Source organism: Bifidobacterium ruminantium DSM 6489 (genome assembly GCF_000770925.1).
Lineage (GTDB): Bacteria > Actinomycetota > Actinomycetes > Actinomycetales > Bifidobacteriaceae > Bifidobacterium > Bifidobacterium ruminantium.
In genome coordinates this window covers 24,740-41,667 of the sequence record NZ_JDTK01000002.1, presented here as the reverse complement: position 1 = coordinate 41,667, position 16,928 = coordinate 24,740, and the positions used below count along the sequence as shown (strand labels likewise).

Below are 16,928 nucleotides of genomic sequence, written 5' to 3'. Positions count from 1 at the left end.
GTACGAACGGATGATGCGGGCAGATTCCAATGCGATGTCGATCAGGCCTCGAAATAGCCGGAAGCGCCGAGTCGCGCGTTCGGATCGAGCAGCATGGCCTTCTCCACCTCGTGCGAGTCGTAGCCGCGCTTGTCCTCATGGAAACGACGGTTGTCGATCGGCTCGTACAAAGCGGCACGGCCCATCATGCCCTCTTCAAGACGACGCTGACCGGCGGCTAGGCGAGCATTGGCGCGTTCACGCCATTCGTTCAGCGCCTCGGTGCCTGCGCTGTTGGCCACGGAAGCCTCAAACGCACCCGGGTTCACGATCGCGGCGAAGCCGGAGACATGGCCGAAGCCGAGCGACGTGGCCAGACCCGCCTTGACGGAGCCGACATGCAGCGGCTTGCGCAGCCAGACCATATGGTCGTCGCGCGCAAGCTTCGGATCCACGCAGTCGAGGGCCGCGTTCGCCGGAATCACACCGGACTTGAACAGCTGGGTCAGGCCGTTGACCTGGAAGATGCAGGCACCGCCCTTGGCATGGCCGGTGAGCGTCTTCTGGGAGATCACGAACAGCGGGTTGCCGTCGGTGCGGCCGATGGCGTGGGCCAGCGTGTTGTGCAGTTCGGATTCGTTCGGATCGTTGGCGTTGGTGGACGTGTCGTGCTTGGAGACCACGGCGATGTCGTCCGGCGTGACACCGAGCTTGGCGAGGTCGTGCACGAGCTTGGAGTCCTTGCCGCCCATGCCCGCTGCAAGCGCACCCAGTCCCGGAGCCGGGATGGAGGTGTGCGCGCCGTCCGCATAGGAGTGGACGAATCCGACCACGCCGGCGACCGGCAGGCCGAGCTTCAGCGCGATGTCACCACGCGTCAGCAGGATGGTGCCACCACCCTGGGATTCCACGAAGCCGCCGCGGCGACGATCGTTGGCACGGGAGAAGAAGCGCGCGTCGATGCCCTTGGCATACATCTCCTCGGAGTTGGCGGTGGCGTTCATGTTGCCGAAGCCGATCACGGATTCCACGCCAATGTCGTCGATTGCGCCGGTGACCACGAAGTCGGCCTTGCCCAGTGCGATCTTGTCGGCGCCCTCTTCAAGGGAGACGGCCGCGGTGGCGCAGGCGGAGACCGGCTGGATCATGTTGCCGTAACCGCCGATGTAGGACTGCATCACGTGCGCCGCGACGACGTTCGGCAGGGCCTCCTGCAGGATGTCGGTCGGGATCTCGTGGTTGAGGAAGCGGTCAAGGTACAGCTTGCGCATGGAGGACATGCCGCCGAAACCGGTGCCCTGGGTGGAAGCGACCATGGACGGGTGCACCGCCTGCAGGATCTCCACCGGAGTGAAGCCCGCGGACAGATAGGCGTCCACCGTGGTCACGATGTTCCACAGTGCGATCTTGTCGACGTCGCCGACCATGGAGGCCGGAATGCCCCACTTGACCGGATCGAAGCCCTTCGGGAACTGGCCGCCGACGGTACGGGTCATGGCGGCACGGCGCGGCACGCGGATCATGGAGCCGGCGTGACGGGTCACGTTCCATTCGCCGGACTCGCTGTCCGCGGCGATGGTGGTGTGGGCCTCGTCAAGCTTGACGTACTCCTCGGCGATCTCGCGGGTCGGCACGGAGAAGGTCACGTCGTGATCCAGGAAGACTTCCGCCTCCTCCTCGTCGGCACCGTCCTTGTAGTCGTTGCCCATGCCCTCGTCGAACGGACGTACGCCGGAACGTGCCACGACCTCGTCGTGGTAGCGTTCCGCGATGTCCTCTTCGGGTACCAGGTTGCCATCGGTGTCGTACCAGCCCGGCTTCGGGCTGTCGTTCCACGTGAGCAGACCCATGTTCCAAGCCAGTTCGAGCACGGCGCCGGCGGACAGGTCGACCTCGCCGTCGGAATGGATGCCGAGCTCGGCCTCGAAACGGGTACGACCGGAGCCCCACGGGCCCAGCTCGCCGACGGAGACGATCACGATCTCGTCCTCCGGGCGTGCGGTGACGTTCTTCCAATCGGACAGGTCGACCGGAGCCTGCTGCGGGACATGCGGGCTCGGCAGCGCCTTGATGAGCGCACCGGTCTGCTTCGCATCGGCTTCCTCGGTCTGGTCGGCGGCCGCCGCGGCGGCCTTCTCGGCGTCGGCCATGGCTTCGGCACGCAGCGCCTTGATGTCGATCGGTTCGGAACCCAGTCCGCCGGTCAGATCCACGTCGAGTGGAGCCTTCACGGCGGCCTCGCGGGATTCGCGGGTGGCCAGATCCAGCAGCTTCACCGCGATTTCAGCGGTGGAGTAGGTCTTCAGACCGTGACGCTCCACGACCTCGACCAGCGGGTCGTTGCCGCCCATCAGGCCGGTGCCACGCACCCAGCCGATCTTCGGATGGGCAAAGGTCACGCGGCTGGACCACACCTTTTCGACGCGGGCGCGGTTGACGATCGCGTCGAAGGAGCTCTTCACCTCGCCGTAGGCACCGTCGCCGCCGAAGATGCCGCGGTTCGGGGAGCCCGGCAGGATTACGTGCAGCTTGTGCTGGACGTCCGTGTCGGCACCGATCTTCGCCAGACCGGTGATCGCACGTTCGACGCCCCACAGCATGAGTCGCGCCTGGGATTCGAACAGTTCGCCCGAATCGGCCAAGGTGCCGTGCACCGGCGGGGCCGCGAACGGGAAGAACAGGCTCGGCTCGTAGGCGGGCTTCAGGATCGTGGTGGTCGCGCCGGAGGTCTTCTTCTGCACGTTGCCAACCCAGTCCACCAATGCGTCCACATCGCGGTAGCTGGAGAGGTTCGCCGGCACAAGCCACAGCTTGGCGTCGCCCGCCGCGTGCTCGCGGTAGGTCTGCTTGGCCCATGCCTTCACGCTCGGCTTGAAGCTGTGCGAGGTGGCGACCACGGTCGCGCCGCCGGCAAGCAGGCCATTGACCACCTGCGCGGCGATGGAGTTCGGGGCCACGCCCGTCACCACGGCCACATCGCCTGCGAAACGGCTGCTCGCGGCGTCTTCGGAAGCGGGTTCCAGAGCTTCGGCGGCCACACGCTGGTAGGCGGCCTTCAGTTCGGCATCATCGGTCTTGTCGGCGTACCACTTGGCTTCGCCGGCGACCGCCTTGCCCAGTCCGACGAAGCTGCCGGAGAGCACGGACGCGTTGCCATCGTAGTAGGCGCGGGCAAGATCCTCGCGGGCGGAGGCCCAGCGATCGTCGAACAGGATGGCCTTGCGGGCGTCGAAGCGCGGCTCGACCTGCTTCGGCCAGTCGGAGCCAAGCTCGGCTTCGACGGCGGCGACCACGGCGGCATTCTCATCGGCGCCGTCCTCGGGCGCCGGAGCGGCGACGCCGAGCTGGTTCAGCACGAACTTCGCGGTGGAGGCGAGCACACCATCGGCACCGGTGACCTTGGCCGCGAAGGCGTCGAGCGCGGCGGAATCGACCACTGCGCCGCCGGCGGCACCACCGGCGCTCGGCATGGCCACGGCCACGCCCTTATCGGAGGCGACCTTCTGCACGGCCGCATCGATCAGCGCATTCGCTGCAGCGGCGTTGGAAGCGGCGTCGGTGGGCAGCGACGCAAGGTCACCGCCACGGGAGCTGGAGCCGTCACGGGTTTCAAGCACCAGGGCCGCGACCACGTGGGAGGCCCAGCCTTCGCCGAGCTGCCAGATGTCGGTCACACGCTTGGTGATCTGTCCCAGCTTCACACCGGCGGCACCGAACAGGCCACGCACGCGATCGCGCACGATGTCGGAAAGCACCGGACCGAAGGCCTTGTAGTTCGGGGCGACCTTGTTCACCAGGGCGCTCAGCGCGCTCACGGTCGCTTCGGCGGCACCGTCGACGGAGGCCACACCCAGCTCGGAGCTGATGTCCATGAGCAGCTGGTTACGGCGAGAGGAGACGCCGTTGGTGAGGGTGTCGGTGGTGTCGGAATCGCCGATCTGGTCGGGGCGCACCTTGGCGGAGTAGGCCAGCAGCATGGCGATGGCGTCGGACGCCTTGAACGGGATGTCCGCGACGGCAGCACCGGACGGCGCGCCTGCCGGAGCCTCGGGAACGGCCAAGGCAGCCGGAGCCTGGGCGGTCGTGGCCGGAGCTGCGGCCTGTGCCACCGGAGCGGCAGCGGCGGTCGGGGCACTCTGCTCGACTGGCTCATCGTCGGCTTCCGGAACCAGCGAATCGGAATCGGTCATGTACACGCGGCCCTCGTCGCGGCCGACGTTGTACACGGTCACATCGCGGCCGGCGAACTGCGGCAGGCGCAGGGTCTTAGCACCGAGGTTGGCCAGCGTCGGCGCATTGCCGAGACCGACCTCCACGTATTCCTCAACGCCGAGGCCGCCCTGTTCGGCGGAACCGAACAGCAGCGCCTGGGTTTCGATCCAACGCACTGGGGAGGCGAACTGCCAGCTCAGCAGTTCGGTGAGCAGCAGTCGGCCGAGCTTCTGGTCGTCCTCGGCGTAGGAGTCCCACACCTTCGGATCGTCCAACGCGGCCTTGATGCGCTCGGAAGGCACCACTTCAAGAATCTTGGCTGCGAATTCCTTGGTCATTTCGAACGGCACGGCGACCAGGTTCGGAATGTAGCGTCCGACCAGACGGCCACGGTAGTCGATGTACTGCGGCAGCAGCGCGTCAAGCTTGTCGCGGAACTCCGGCACGCCCTTCCTGAGCAGCGTGGAATGGAACGGCACATCGATGCCCGGCACCAGCATGAACGCCGGCTTGCCGCCGTATTCCGCCACACGACGGGCGGAATCGGCCTTCAGCGCCTTCAGACCGGCGATGGTGCCGGCCACGGCGTACTGCTGTCCGGCAAGGTTGTAATTGACGATCTCCAGGAACTCGCCGGAAGCCTTCGAAACGGATTCGACGTATTCGCGCACGCCGTCGTCGCCCACACCGAACTGGTTCGGACGCAGCGCGCCCATACGGTAGTTGGAACGGCCCTTCTCGTCACGCGGAATGAGGTGGTGCATGGTGGAGCCACGGTGGAACACGAGCTCCAGCACGGTTTCCAGCGGAATCACGCCTGCGAAGGAGCTCAGCGCATTGTATTCGCCCAGCGAGTGGCCCGCGAAGTAGGCGGGCCAGATGTCGGCGCCGGCTTCGCGCAGACGAGCGGTCTGGGCGAACGCCACGGTGGCGAGCGCCACCTGCGTGAACTGGGTCAGGTTGAGCAGGCCTTCCGGATGACGGTAGGTCACGCCGTTGGCGGTCAGTTCCTTCGGATTATCACGCACGACGGCGAGGATGGAGAAGCCGAGCTTCTCGCGGGTCACCTTGTCGGCGCGCTCCCACACCTCGCGTGAGGCCGGGGATTTGGCACGCTCGTCGAGCACCATGCCCTGCTTCTGGATGCCCTGGCCCGGGTAGACGAAGGCGGACTTCGGCGCACGCACGATGGCGGTGCCACGGGACACGATATTGCCGTCGATGCGGCTGGTCACTTCCAGCACCATGCCGGCGTGGGCCACACGGCCGACGCGTTCGATGGAGATCTCCACCTCGTCGTCGAGCTGCACCATGCCGTACATGTTGTACGTCCAGCCTGCGATCTCGTAATGCGCGCCCTTCTCGTCGAGCGCCTGCACCGCGTACTGGGCGGTGGCGGACAGCCACATGCCGTGCACGAGCGGCGCGGCGAGACCGGAGACGGCGGCACCGCGATGGGAGGTGTGAATCGGGTTGAAATCGCCGGAAGTACGGGCGAAGGCAGTCATCTCGTGCGGAGCGACGACCTTCACACGACGCAGCAGACGGCGCGGAGTACTTTCGATTTCGGCTTCGATTCCACCATAGTCGGGCGCTTCCGGCGGCAGCGCGTCGGAGTACGCGCGGCCGCGGATGGCGAAACGCTCGGTTTCGTTGGCAAGCAGCGTACCGTCCTGAGCGGTGTGCGTGACGTGGATGGTCACCACACGGCCGGAAGCGGATTCGAAGTAGTCGTCGGCCCAGCTGGTGAGCTCGATGCGCTCGCCGGTGTGCCTCAGCAGCTCGTCCTCGCTCACCTCGAGTTCGATGAGGTGGTCGAGATGCACGGCGTTGAGCAGGCCTTCGATGACCGGGAAGCCGTTGACGTACACGGAGCCGAGGGCCGCGTAGATGGCGGGCCAAGCCGGTCCGACGAGCGCGTCCGGGGCGATGCGGGACGGCACGAGGTCGCTCGGCAGCGCGCCGCCGGTGGCGGCCTCATGGTCGAAACCGAGGTTGGCGGACAGCGTGTAGCCGGTGTGCGCCTGGCCGAACGGGAAGGCGGTCTTGTCGGACACTTCCTCGATCTGCGGCATGGCGGTGAGCTTGTCGCCGGTGATGGCGGTGTTGCCGATGCCCGCGGTGTCGGCGAGCATGCGGTAGACGTGCTCCGGCAGACGGTCGCGGTCCACGACCGGGAACAGGCCGGATTCGTTGCCGTCGACGTTCAGCGGAATGACGATGTCGCGTACGGCGTGCTTGGAGGCGCCGCCGTCCGGATCGTTGTCCCAGTAAGTGTCCAGATGGATATCGAGATCGTACTGCTCGACGCTGCCCTTGGTGCCGACCTTGCGGATCTCGTAGTGTTCGTCGCCGGTGGCGGTGCCGTACGCCGGGTTGGCCATGAGGTGGCCGACCCAAGAGATGTTCGGGGACTTGCGGATGAATTCCTCGGCGGAGACGGCCGCGCCCAACTGGGCGAAGGCGGTCTTGTCGGCGCTTGCCGATTCGTCGGCCACGCGCTTGACCATGGCGGATTCGAAGCGGCCGAGGATGTCGGCCACCGGCTCATCCACGGTGGTGATGCCGGCCACGGAGATCGGGCCGGGGATGATGCGCACGGAATCGGCGGAATAGCGGGAGTCCTCGGACTGCCACAGCTGGTCCTGGCCCCACCAACGCAGCAGGTCGTTGTCGATGACCGGCACGAACGGCATCGGCTTTGGATACTCGCGCACGAGCACCGGGAACCACGCCTCGTCCATCGGGGTGACGGTCAGCTCTCCGGCCTGCGGATAGGCTTCGGCCAGCTTGGCGATCGCGGCGTTCGGATCGGCCTCCACGTCGGCGCGGGAAGCGAACAGCGATGCGAATTCGCCGCTTTCCTGCGTGGTGACGCGAGCTTCGATACGCTGCAGCAGATGCAGGAAGCGATCGGCGTAGGTTTCGTCCACCCACGGGAAGGAGAGGTCGGCGAAACGCTGGGCCCACTCAAGGTAGGTCATGGTCTTCAGATCGCCGAAGTACGGCTTGGCAGTGGCGTTCAACGCCTCGATGATCTCGTTGCGACGGCTTTCCAGCTCTTCCGGGTGCTTCATGACGCGCACCAACAGACGACCGCAGCGGGCGGACGAGTTCTCCAGCTCGTAGATGTCGGCATGCAGGTGGCTCAGACCGGAGGTGACGCCGCCCTTGGCCTGTCCGGACGGAACCCACTGCTCGCCCAGCGGGGCGAACGGATCATTGTCGTCGCCCTTGGCCGGAATGCCAGGAGTGCTGACGAGCATCTGCTTGACTTCAGGGTTGGTGTGCGCTTCCTTGGCGGTCATGACGGCGGTGCCGACGAGCACGCCGTCCACCGGCATGAGCGGACGGCCGTATTCGGCGGCCCATTCGCCGGTGATGTAATCGGCGCCACGTTCCGGCGTGCCGATGCCGCCGCCGACCACGAGCACGAGGTTGGCCTGTTCACGCACTTCGGCGTAGGTGCTCAGCAGCAGATCGTCAAGCGATTCCCAGGAGTGGTGGCCGCCTGCGGAACCGCCTTCGACCTCGATCAGCACCTTGGTTGGCGCGACGGCCTTGGCGATGCGCACCACCTGGCGGATCTGGTCGACGGTGCCCGGCTTGAAGCTCACGTACGGGAAGCCGTCGGCGTTGAGGTTGTGGATGAGTTCCACGGCCTCGTCGAATTCCGGAATGCCGGCGGAGACGACGACGCCGTCGATCGGCGTGCCGCTGGCGCGCTTCTTCGGCACGATGCGCTGGGAGCCGAACTGCAGGTTCCACAGGTAGCGGTCCATGAACATGGCGTTGAATTCGACGGTGCGGCCTTCCTCGAGCTCTTCCTCGAGCTTGGCCACGTGACGGTCGAACACGCTGGCGGTGACCTGGCCGCCGCCTGCGAGCTCGGCCCAGTAGCCGGCGTTGGCGGCAGCCGCCACGATCTCCGGCTCCACGGTGGTCGGGGTCATGCCGGCCAGCAGCACCGGAGCCTTGCCGGTAAGTTCGGTGAACGCGGTGCGCACCTTGTCTCCGGCGGACGTGTGGATGATGCTCGGCGCGAAACGCGTCCAGTTCTGGGTGCGTTCCGGCAGGGTCTCAAGCGTGGAGAGCGCGCCGCGATCGGCCACGGTGGAGGCTTCCACCACGCCGACGCCGGTGCCCTGCGCCACGGTGGAGAACAGTTTGCCGACGGTGTTGCCCGGACCGAAGTCCAGCACCCACAGGGCGCTCGGATCGGTGGACTTCATCAGGGCGCGCACGCGGGCGGCCCAATCCACATGGTTGAGCAGCACTTCGGCGGCGAGCTCACGGGCATGGTCGGCGTTGATGCCGCAGGCCTCGGCCCATGCGACGGCCTGGGAGACGGCATCGGCCATCAGCGGGCTGTGGAACGGCAGGGTCACGTCAAGGTATTCGAGCACCGGGTCGAACACACGGCCGCCACGCACCTTCTCCTCACGCAGCTTGGCCTGATGCTTGTGTTCCTTGGCCACTTCCACACCAAATGCGGCCAGATCCTCCGGGTAGCCGGACAGCACGTAGTGGGTGGCGGAATTGGTGACGGCCACGGCGATCGGGCCACGGGCACCGTCCACGCGTTCGATCAGCGCATCCACCTGCGCACGCGTGATGTCCTTGACGGACAGCATCGGGGTCGCGTCCCCATGACGGGCGGCCAGGCCGAGCTGGCGGGCCTGACGGGTGCCGGCCACGCCGATCAGCGTCGCGATGGCAAGGATCTCATCGATGGGCGCGGCGGCCGCTTCGATGGAGCCAGCCTCACGAATGGCCTGCACCATGTGCACCGCGAGCACGCCTTGGGAATGGCCGAGCACCGCGACCGGCTTGGCCTTGGCGGGATTGTAGCCGAGGGACGCGGCGTCGATCAGCGCGCCCAGCTGGGTGAGCGCGATGCCGGGAACACTGGCGGAAGCGGCGGCGGCCGCGCCGAGACGGGCCGGATTCGGCTCGAAGCCGAACAGATCGACCGGACGTCCGGTTGTGGCGAGCAGTTCGGCGGACACCGGATACAGCAGCGCCTGCGCGGCGGCCGCATGCTTGTGCAGCGCCTCGTCGAGCGTCGGATTGGCGCTCTGGTCGGCGAGCGCGACCGGCCACGGGGTGGACTGGCCGGCGAAGGCGAGCGCATGGGGCTCGCTGTTCAGTCGATCAAGAAAAAAGGTGTTCATAATCTTCCTTACTTTTTCAAAAAATTTCATGCGACCGCATGGCCGCTTGCGTTGCCCGGTAACGTCGCGCCGTCACAGCGGCTGGTTGCCGTGGTGTTTGGTGGTTCTGCGGACGCGTTTCTTGCTGGCGAGCAGCCTGAGCGATTCGATGATGGTCTCGCGTGTCTGTTCGGGGTCGATCATGGCGTCGATCTCGCCCATTTCCAGCGAAAGGTTCGCATTGACGGTGGTGCGTTCATAGTCGGCGATGTACTTGGCCCGCAGCGCTTCGACGTCCTTGCCGGCGTCCTTGGCTTTCTGCAGGTCCTTGCGGTGGATGATGTTGACCGCGCCGGCCGCGCCGAGCACCGCGATCTGGCTGGACGGCCAGGCGTAGTTGAGGTCCGCGCCGATGGCCTTGGATCCCATCACGATGTATGCGCCGCCGAAGGCCTTGCGCAGGATGATGGTGACGAGCGGCACCTGCGCGTTGGCGTAGGCGTAGATCACCTTCGCGCCACGGCGGATGATGCCCGCATGCTCCTGTTCGGCGCCCGGCTTGTAGCCCGGGGTGTCCACCAAGGTGACGACCGGCAGGTTGAACGCGTCGCACAGCCGCACGAAGCGGGCCACCTTCTCGGAAGAGTCCACGTCGAGAATTCCCGCGTTGACGTTCGGCTGGTTGGCCACGATACCGACCGGATGTCCATCGATGCAGGCGAATCCGACCACCGCGGAGGCGGCGAACAGCTCATGCACCTGCACGAATTCGCCGTAGTCCACGATGCAGCGGATCACGTCGAGCACGTCGTACGGCTGACGGTCGTTGTCCGGGACGATGGTGGCGAGGCGCTTGGCCACATCACGGTCGGCGCGGGTCGCGGCGTACGCGTAGACGGGCGGCTGCTGATCGGCGTTGGACGGCAGGTAGGCGAGCACGGTGCGCGCGTAGTCGATCGCGTCGGCCTCGTCCTCGCCGAGGTAGTGCGCCACGCCTGAGGTGGCGTTATGCACGTAGCCGCCGCCGAGATCGTCCATGCTGATCACTTCGCCGGTGGCCGCCTTGACCACATCGGGGCCGGTGACGAACATGTTGGAGTTCTCGCGGGTCATGATAATCAGGTCGGTCAGGGCCGGGCAGTAAACGGCGCCGCCGGCGCACGGGCCGAGGATCAGCGACAGCTGCGGCACGAAACCACTGGCATCGCAGGTCTTGCGGAACAGGTGCCCGTATTCGGTCAGCGCGGCCACACCTTCCTGGATGCGTGCGCCGCCGGAGTCGATAAGCGCGACGATCGGCACCTTGAGGTCGAGCGCCTTGTCCATCAGATGACAGATCTTGCGTCCTTCGGCCACGCCGAGTGTGCCGCCTTTGACGGAAAAGTCCTGCGCGTAGACGGCCACCTTGCGGCCGAACACTTCGCCGAAGCCGGTGATGACCGCGGATCCCGCGCGACCGCCGTTGATGTCTCCGCCGCGGAATCGGCCGATCTCCTCAAAGGAGCCGGTGTCGAGCAACAGGTCGAGGCGCTCGCGAGCGGTCAGCTTGCCCTTCACATGCTGACGATCGCGGGCATGGTCCTCGGCCTCGTGCGCGAGCTGGTCGGCGCGCAGCACGGATGCGCGGATCGGCTGCGATGCGCGCGCTTCGGCGGCCGCGTCCTCGCCGTGATGCTCCTGCTGCTCCATGACGACCTTCACGGCCTCCTTGACGGCCGGACTTGCGATGATGTCGGTCACTTCGCACCGCCTTCCGTCTTGGATTCCGCGTCGCCTTCGGCAGCATTGGCATGGGCGGCGCCATTTTCGACGGCGTCGGCATCGGCCGGCTTGGCAGAGCCGCCGACGTCGATGGTCATCAGCGTCTCCCCCGCCTCGACGCCTGCCGCCGGACCGACGAAGATCTTGGTGACGGCACCCTTGACCGGCGCGTACACGTAGTTCTCCATCTTCATGGATTCGAGCACCACAAGCAGATCACCCTTGGCCACTTCCTGGCCTTCGGCGACGTTGACGCGCGTGACAACGGCCTGCATCGGGCTGGCGATCACACCGGACTGTCCATCATCGGTCTGCCGCTTCTTCTCGACATGGTGCAGCCCCTGGCCGCGCAGCGGCTGGATGGCGCGCTTGGCGTCACGCGCCTTGGCTCCGCCCGTCAGATTGGCCACGATGTCGTTCGGCACGGTCAGCGACACGCGATGGTTGTTGACTTCGATGACGAAGGTCTCGCTGGATTCCTTCGTCTCGGCCTCCTTCGCGCCGGCGGCGCCGGCCATGGACGCCGGCTGTCCGCCTTTGGTGGAGGAGGCTTCCTTGTTGAGGTACTTTCGTTCCAGCCACTTCGTGCTCACGTCGTAGGCCACGCCATGCTCGGCGGCGAATTCGTCGTCGTTGAAGATCTGCTCGAACAGGCTCGCCGGGGTCGGCACACCCTCCACCTTGAGCTCCTCGAGCGCGCGGCGCACGCGTGCCACGGCAGCGGCGCGATCGGAGGCGGTGACCACGAGCTTGCCCATCATGGAATCGAACTTCGGGGAGATGGTGTCGCCTTCCACCACGCCGGAATCGACGCGGATGCCCGGGCCGGACGGCCATGCGAGCTTGGTCAGCGTGCCGGAGCTCGGCGCCAGGTTCTTGGCCGGATCCTCGCAGGTCAGACGCAGCTCGAAGCTGTGTCCGCGCAGCGGATGTTCCATGGTCAGCTCGCCGCCGTTGGCGATGGTGATCTGCTCGCGGACCAAGTCGAGGCCGCAGACCTCCTCGCTGACGGTGTGCTCCACCTGCAGTCGGGGGTTGACTTCCAGGAAGTAGACCTTGCCCTGTTCGGTCACCATGAACTCGCAGGTGCCGAGACCCACGTAATCGACCGCGTCGAACAGACGACACGAGTAGGTTTCCAGCTGTTCGAGCACGCCATCGGGCAGGAACGGAGCCGGCGCCTCCTCGACGAGCTTCTGGTTGCGGCGCTGCACGGAGCAGTCGCGGGTGGAGTACACAGTGAAGTTGCCGTGCGAATCGCGGCCGCACTGCGTTTCGACATGACGGCCCTTGTCGATGAATCGTTCGACGAAATACTCGTCCAGATCGCCGCCCTGCAGCGCGTCATGGTTCATGTAGAAGCCGCGCAGCTCGTCATCGTCGTGCACGAGCGTGATGCCGCGGCCGCCACCGCCATCGGTGCGCTTGAGCATCAGCGGATAGCCGTGCGTGTGCGCGAAATCGAGCAGCAGACGCATATCGGAAATCGAATGGGAGATGCCGGGAACCGGAGGAACCTTGGCAAAGGTGGCCACGCGACGGGCCGTGATCTTGTCGCCCAGGTCGACGAGCGCCTTCGGATTCGGCCCGATCCATGTGGCGCCGGCATCGATAACCTTCTGCGCGAAGGAGGAGACTTCGGAGAGGAAACCATATCCGGGATGCACGGCGTCGGCGCCGCTGCGACGCAGGATGTCGATAAGCAGATCCTCGTTGAGGTACGTGTCCTTGTAGGTGTCGCCGGACAGCAGATACGCGTCGTCGGCCATCCGCACATACTGCGCGTGACGGTCCTGTTCGGCGTAGACCGCGACCGTGGGAATCCCCATCTCACGGGCGGTGCGCACGACGCGAAGCGCGATTTCGCCGCGGTTCGCCACCAGTAGTTTGTTGACATTTCTAGGCATAGTGTCAAATTATGGCCGTCGAGGCACGACACGACGAACTCGTTTCCCACAAAAGATCCAAGTTCTTTTTGTAAGGCTCCACAAACGTTACCGAAAGTTAGCAAACCTACGATGGGGAACGTTGTTTGACGGAACCAGCTTTTTCGTCACCTGTCGAGAGGGGGAGCATCCCATTATGCGCAACGCAATTCTGACCATCGCATCCACAGCAAAGAACGCCACCGGAGGCAAGTTCGGCGCCGTTCTGAAGCCGGCGCTTTTCGCCGTGCTGCTCGCGGCCGCCTCCATGGCCGGCGAGGTGCCGATCCCCGGCACTCCGGTTCCGATCACCCTGCAAACGTTCGTGGTCATGCTGGCCGCGCTGATGCTGCCGTGGAAGCAGGCGGGAGCTTCGGTGCTCATGTATCTGGCGGCGGGCGCGGCGGGTCTGCCGGTGTTCGCCGGCGGCGCCTCCACCATGGCTTTGGTCGGCCCGAGCGCCGGCTTCCTCATCGGATTCCTGCCGGCCGCCGTCGTCACCTCGCTGCTGAAGGGCCAGGCGCACGTCGATTCCCCGAAGCACGCCGCGCTGACTGCCGCGCGCTACCTGCTCGCCTGCGCGGCCGGCTGCATCGTGCTCGACTATCTGCTCGGCTTCATCGTGCAGTCCGCCATCACTGGCGTGGCTCTGCCGATCGTGGCCGTCGCTTCCATGGGCTTCGTCATCGGCGATTGCATCAAGGCCGTCGCCGTCTCGCTCGTCGCGTCCGGACTTGCCAAGCTTCGGTGACTTGCGATGATATGCGATGGCAGCCGGTGGACACGTGACGTCCATCGGCTGCCATTGAAGGCTATGTGAAGGCTATTTTGCCAAGACACCCACATCGGCGGTATGCACCACGTGCATATCGCCGTTTTCGTCCTTGATGGTGATGGAAGCATCCCTGTTGATCCACAACGCCGTGCCATGCAGGGAGCCACCGTCCACGAAATGCGCCTCGCACGGCTTACCGATCGTCCAGCATGCCGCGGTCATCTCCTTCAGCGCGCTCTCCGCCTCGCCGTGAGGATCCTCCTCGAAGGCCGTCAGACGTTTGCGCAATCCTTCGACCAATCGCGCCGCGATCGCATCGCGCAGGATGCTGGTATCCGGCATTCCGGTCGCGACCAGTTGCATCGACGTGGCCTGGGCGGACGGCAGACGGCTTTCAGGCACATCCAGATTCAATCCGATACCGAATACGATGCCAACGCGCTCCTTGGACGCGCCTTCCTCGGAGCCTGCGGAACCGGCGGAACCACCGTCCATATCGGGCTCTTCAGCCGCGGAGGTTCCGGCGAGCGGCACCATCTCCGCGAGCACGCCGCCCAGCTTCTTTCCACCGACGAAGATGTCGTTCGGCCATTTCAATTCGATCTTTCCGTCGAGCGTGCCATCGAAGTCGATCACCACGCCGGCGACGGCGTCGCGCACGGCGAGCCCCGCGATCATCTGCAGCCATCCGTTGACGGACGTATCCCGCACAATTGAGGCGGGAACGGTCGCCACCAGGGAGACGATGAACGATTCGCCCTTCACGCTGACCCACTGATGGTCAAGCCTGCCGCGCCCCGCGGTCTGCTCGTCCGCGCATATCGCCACGATCTCGCGGCCCGTCCAATCGCACATGCTGAAGCCATCAGCGCTGATGTACTTCTCGGAGCCGAATAAATGGCCTTCACGCAATTGCTCCGCGGCGTAGGTGTTGGTGGAGTCGACCGAATCGAGCGCCACCACCATATCGGCGGCAACGCAGGTACGGGGCATGGTCAATGCGGAATCCTTAATCATCATTCTCGCTCCTTACTTCCCCCTATTCTACGCATTGCACGTACCAAACCGCCTCACGTTGTCCGCGGCAATCCTCGCGGCACACGATTCGCGCCAGAATTGCAGGCACAGGAAGCCGAACACGAACGCAACCGGAAGCATGTGCCGTTCGAAATTGTTGGCCGGCGCGGTGATCATCACACCCATGAGCAGCAGCAGCGGCAGATGCCACGAGAGCGAGCGCCACCGGCGCAGCACCACTTCCGCGGCACCGATGATCAGCGTCAGCGTGACGTACAGGTTGCCGTGCGTCACCCATCCGATCACGGGAATGTTCCCCCATTGCTTGGCGAAGCCGGCCACCTGGTCGCGCCACTTGTGGTTGTACAGGTGGATCCATTCGTTGTCGGACTGCACGTAGTCGTTGTTCACGTAATAGTCCATGGACACGTACGGCAGGTCGACCACGTCGAAATAGCCGAAGCATTCGGCGAAGAAGGCGTCGAGCGCGATCTGCGGGTTCGCCTTAACGATCTGCCACCATGCGTCGTTGAAGTTATCCATGTCCTTTTCGGTGACGGTGCGCCATTTATAGCTCACCTTTTTGGATTGGATGCCCGACGATTTCACCGGATCGGCGTCCTGCTGGAAGTACGATTCCGCCATCTGGTCGAGGTTGAAGATCGGGGCGAGCTTTTTGGCGGCGTCCTCGGGGATGCCTTGCGGATTGTATTTCGCGACGCGTGCGATCTGCTGCAGCTGGATGCCGCGGCTTTCGATCGGGTCGCCGCCGATGATGGCTCCGCTGTTCACCAGATACACGAGACCGCCGTGGATGAGCACGGTCGGCAGCAGCAGCGCGACCGCGTACGTCTTCCAGCGTTTGCGGTCGTTGACCAGCGCCAGCACCGCCGCGAACAGGATGATGTACCACGCGTACTTCGCGCTGATCAGCATGACGCAGCTTGATGCGAACAGCGCGCACAGCGAGCGCTTGCGCAGCTTCATGGGCTTGCCGTTGATGGTGGGCAGCGCCTTGATATGCGTCATGTGCAGCTCGTACCACACGCCGAACCACCAGACGAACGCGAAGGCGAACAACGGCGATTTGGTCAGCGAGATCGTGGCGAACACCGACAACGGGCACACCATGAAGAACAGCAGAATCACGAAACGCGTCTTCGCTCCGGCGCGCAATCTGGACGGGCGTGCCACCACTCCCGCCTCGGGATGGGTGAAATCGCGCATGTTCCAGCAGTCGTGGCGTTCCGGATGCGAGAAGTCGAACGTGCCCACGCCCAGTCGGCGCCACGGCAGGTTGAAGAAGCGGTTCGCGGTGGCGGCGCAGCAGAACGCGGCGAATAGCCATTGCAGCGCAGCCAAGACGACGATGCCGGCGTCGTTGGAATCGGTGAGATAGCGGGAGACCGCGGCGAAGGCGCCGTAGACGACGGTCAGCACGACATTGTGCTGGTCGGTCAGATACGTGGGATTGGCCGGCCACATGTAATGCGCGGTCGGATAGATGTCCATTGGCACGAACGAGAAGAATCCGATGTACGGCTGCTTCAGTCCCGTCCACTGGTTCAGAACCCAGCTGAATTCGCGGATCTGCGAGCGAATATCGGCGCCGAACGCGGCAAGCAATGTGGTCGGAACCCACAGCCAGCCAATCACGAACACCAGCATGAGCTTCCACCAGCAGTCGGTGCAGCTCGTCAATTTGCGGCCGCCCCAGACGATCACCGCGTGGATGGCGCGCCCCGGACGGCTGTGCGCGGCATCGTGCAGGTGGCGCAACATGATGCCCAGCACCGTCGTGGGCGTGCCCGCGATCTCATGGCGGAGCTTCTCGTGACGGCGGGCGAAATACCTCGGCAGCACGCGTTCGCCGCGACCGTATCGGACCAGGGCGCGCAGCATCGCAAACGAAATGACGAAGGCGATCGCCATGTACGCCGCGTTGCTCCATCCGAAACCGGACAATCCCGTGCCAAACCAGTACAGCGGGCCGATGGCGCAACACCACGCCACCCACAGGCATGCCAGCACGCCCAACGTCCAGCTGAAGACCGTCGCCACCTTTCCGGCTTTCTTCTTTTCGCTCATAAGCGGCATATTACCGTC

The 16,928-nt window shown here is 65.2% G+C and carries 6 protein-coding genes; 1 reads left to right on the top strand and 5 read right to left on the bottom strand.

Going from position 1 to position 16,928, the window contains the following annotated elements; all coding sequences use genetic code 11:
- Positions 1-41: 41 nt before the first annotated feature.
- The 3 genes from OU26_RS01245 to OU26_RS01235 all read right to left on the bottom strand — a co-directional run bounded on the left by OU26_RS01245 (position 42) and on the right by OU26_RS01235 (position 13,012).
- Positions 42-9,365 (bottom strand): type I polyketide synthase, encoded by a 9,324-nt coding sequence (locus tag OU26_RS01245; protein WP_026647089.1) that lies wholly within the window; start codon positions 9,363-9,365, stop codon positions 42-44.
- A 72-nt stretch (positions 9,366-9,437) separates the two neighbouring features.
- The gene (locus OU26_RS01240; RefSeq protein WP_193345891.1) at positions 9,438-11,033 is read right to left on the bottom strand and encodes an acyl-CoA carboxylase subunit beta; all 1,596 of its coding nucleotides are present in this window, start codon (positions 11,031-11,033) and stop codon (positions 9,438-9,440) included.
- 47 nt (positions 11,034-11,080) lie between these two features.
- Positions 11,081-13,012 carry an ATP-binding protein gene (locus tag OU26_RS01235; protein WP_026647087.1) on the bottom strand — a complete coding sequence of 644 codons (1,932 nt, stop codon included), beginning with the start codon at positions 13,010-13,012 and terminating at the stop codon, positions 11,081-11,083.
- Between the two features lie 175 nt (positions 13,013-13,187).
- On the opposite strand from OU26_RS01235, the gene OU26_RS01230 reads away from it, so the two are divergent.
- Positions 13,188-13,781: a biotin transporter BioY gene (locus OU26_RS01230; RefSeq protein WP_026647086.1), complete on the top strand. Its 594-nt coding sequence runs from the start codon at positions 13,188-13,190 to the stop codon at positions 13,779-13,781.
- A gap of 72 nt (positions 13,782-13,853) precedes the next feature.
- Here OU26_RS01230 and OU26_RS01225 read toward each other — a convergent pair whose 3' ends face one another.
- Both OU26_RS01225 and OU26_RS01220 read right to left on the bottom strand, forming a co-directional pair.
- Complete coding sequence (locus OU26_RS01225) at positions 13,854-14,825, bottom strand: biotin--[acetyl-CoA-carboxylase] ligase (RefSeq protein WP_026647085.1); 972 nt, start codon at positions 14,823-14,825, stop codon at positions 13,854-13,856.
- A 24-nt stretch (positions 14,826-14,849) separates the two neighbouring features.
- On the bottom strand, positions 14,850-16,919 hold the full coding sequence (locus OU26_RS01220; protein WP_026647084.1) for a DUF6020 family protein: 2,070 nt from the start codon (positions 16,917-16,919) through the stop codon (positions 14,850-14,852).
- Positions 16,920-16,928: the final 9 nt, after the last annotated feature.

Coding starts and splice junctions, on each gene's coding strand:
- OU26_RS01245 (WP_026647089.1), bottom strand. CDS start 9,365: ATGAACACCTTTTTTCTTGATCGACTGAACAGCGAGCCCCATGCGCTC.
- OU26_RS01235 (WP_026647087.1), bottom strand. CDS start 13,012: ATGCCTAGAAATGTCAACAAACTACTGGTGGCGAACCGCGGCGAAATC.
- OU26_RS01225 (WP_026647085.1), bottom strand. CDS start 14,825: ATGATGATTAAGGATTCCGCATTGACCATGCCCCGTACCTGCGTTGCC.
- OU26_RS01240 (WP_193345891.1), bottom strand. CDS start 11,033: ATGGAGCAGCAGGAGCATCACGGCGAGGACGCGGCCGCCGAAGCGCGC.
- OU26_RS01220 (WP_026647084.1), bottom strand. CDS start 16,919: ATGCCGCTTATGAGCGAAAAGAAGAAAGCCGGAAAGGTGGCGACGGTC.
- OU26_RS01230 (WP_026647086.1), top strand. CDS start 13,188: ATGCGCAACGCAATTCTGACCATCGCATCCACAGCAAAGAACGCCACC.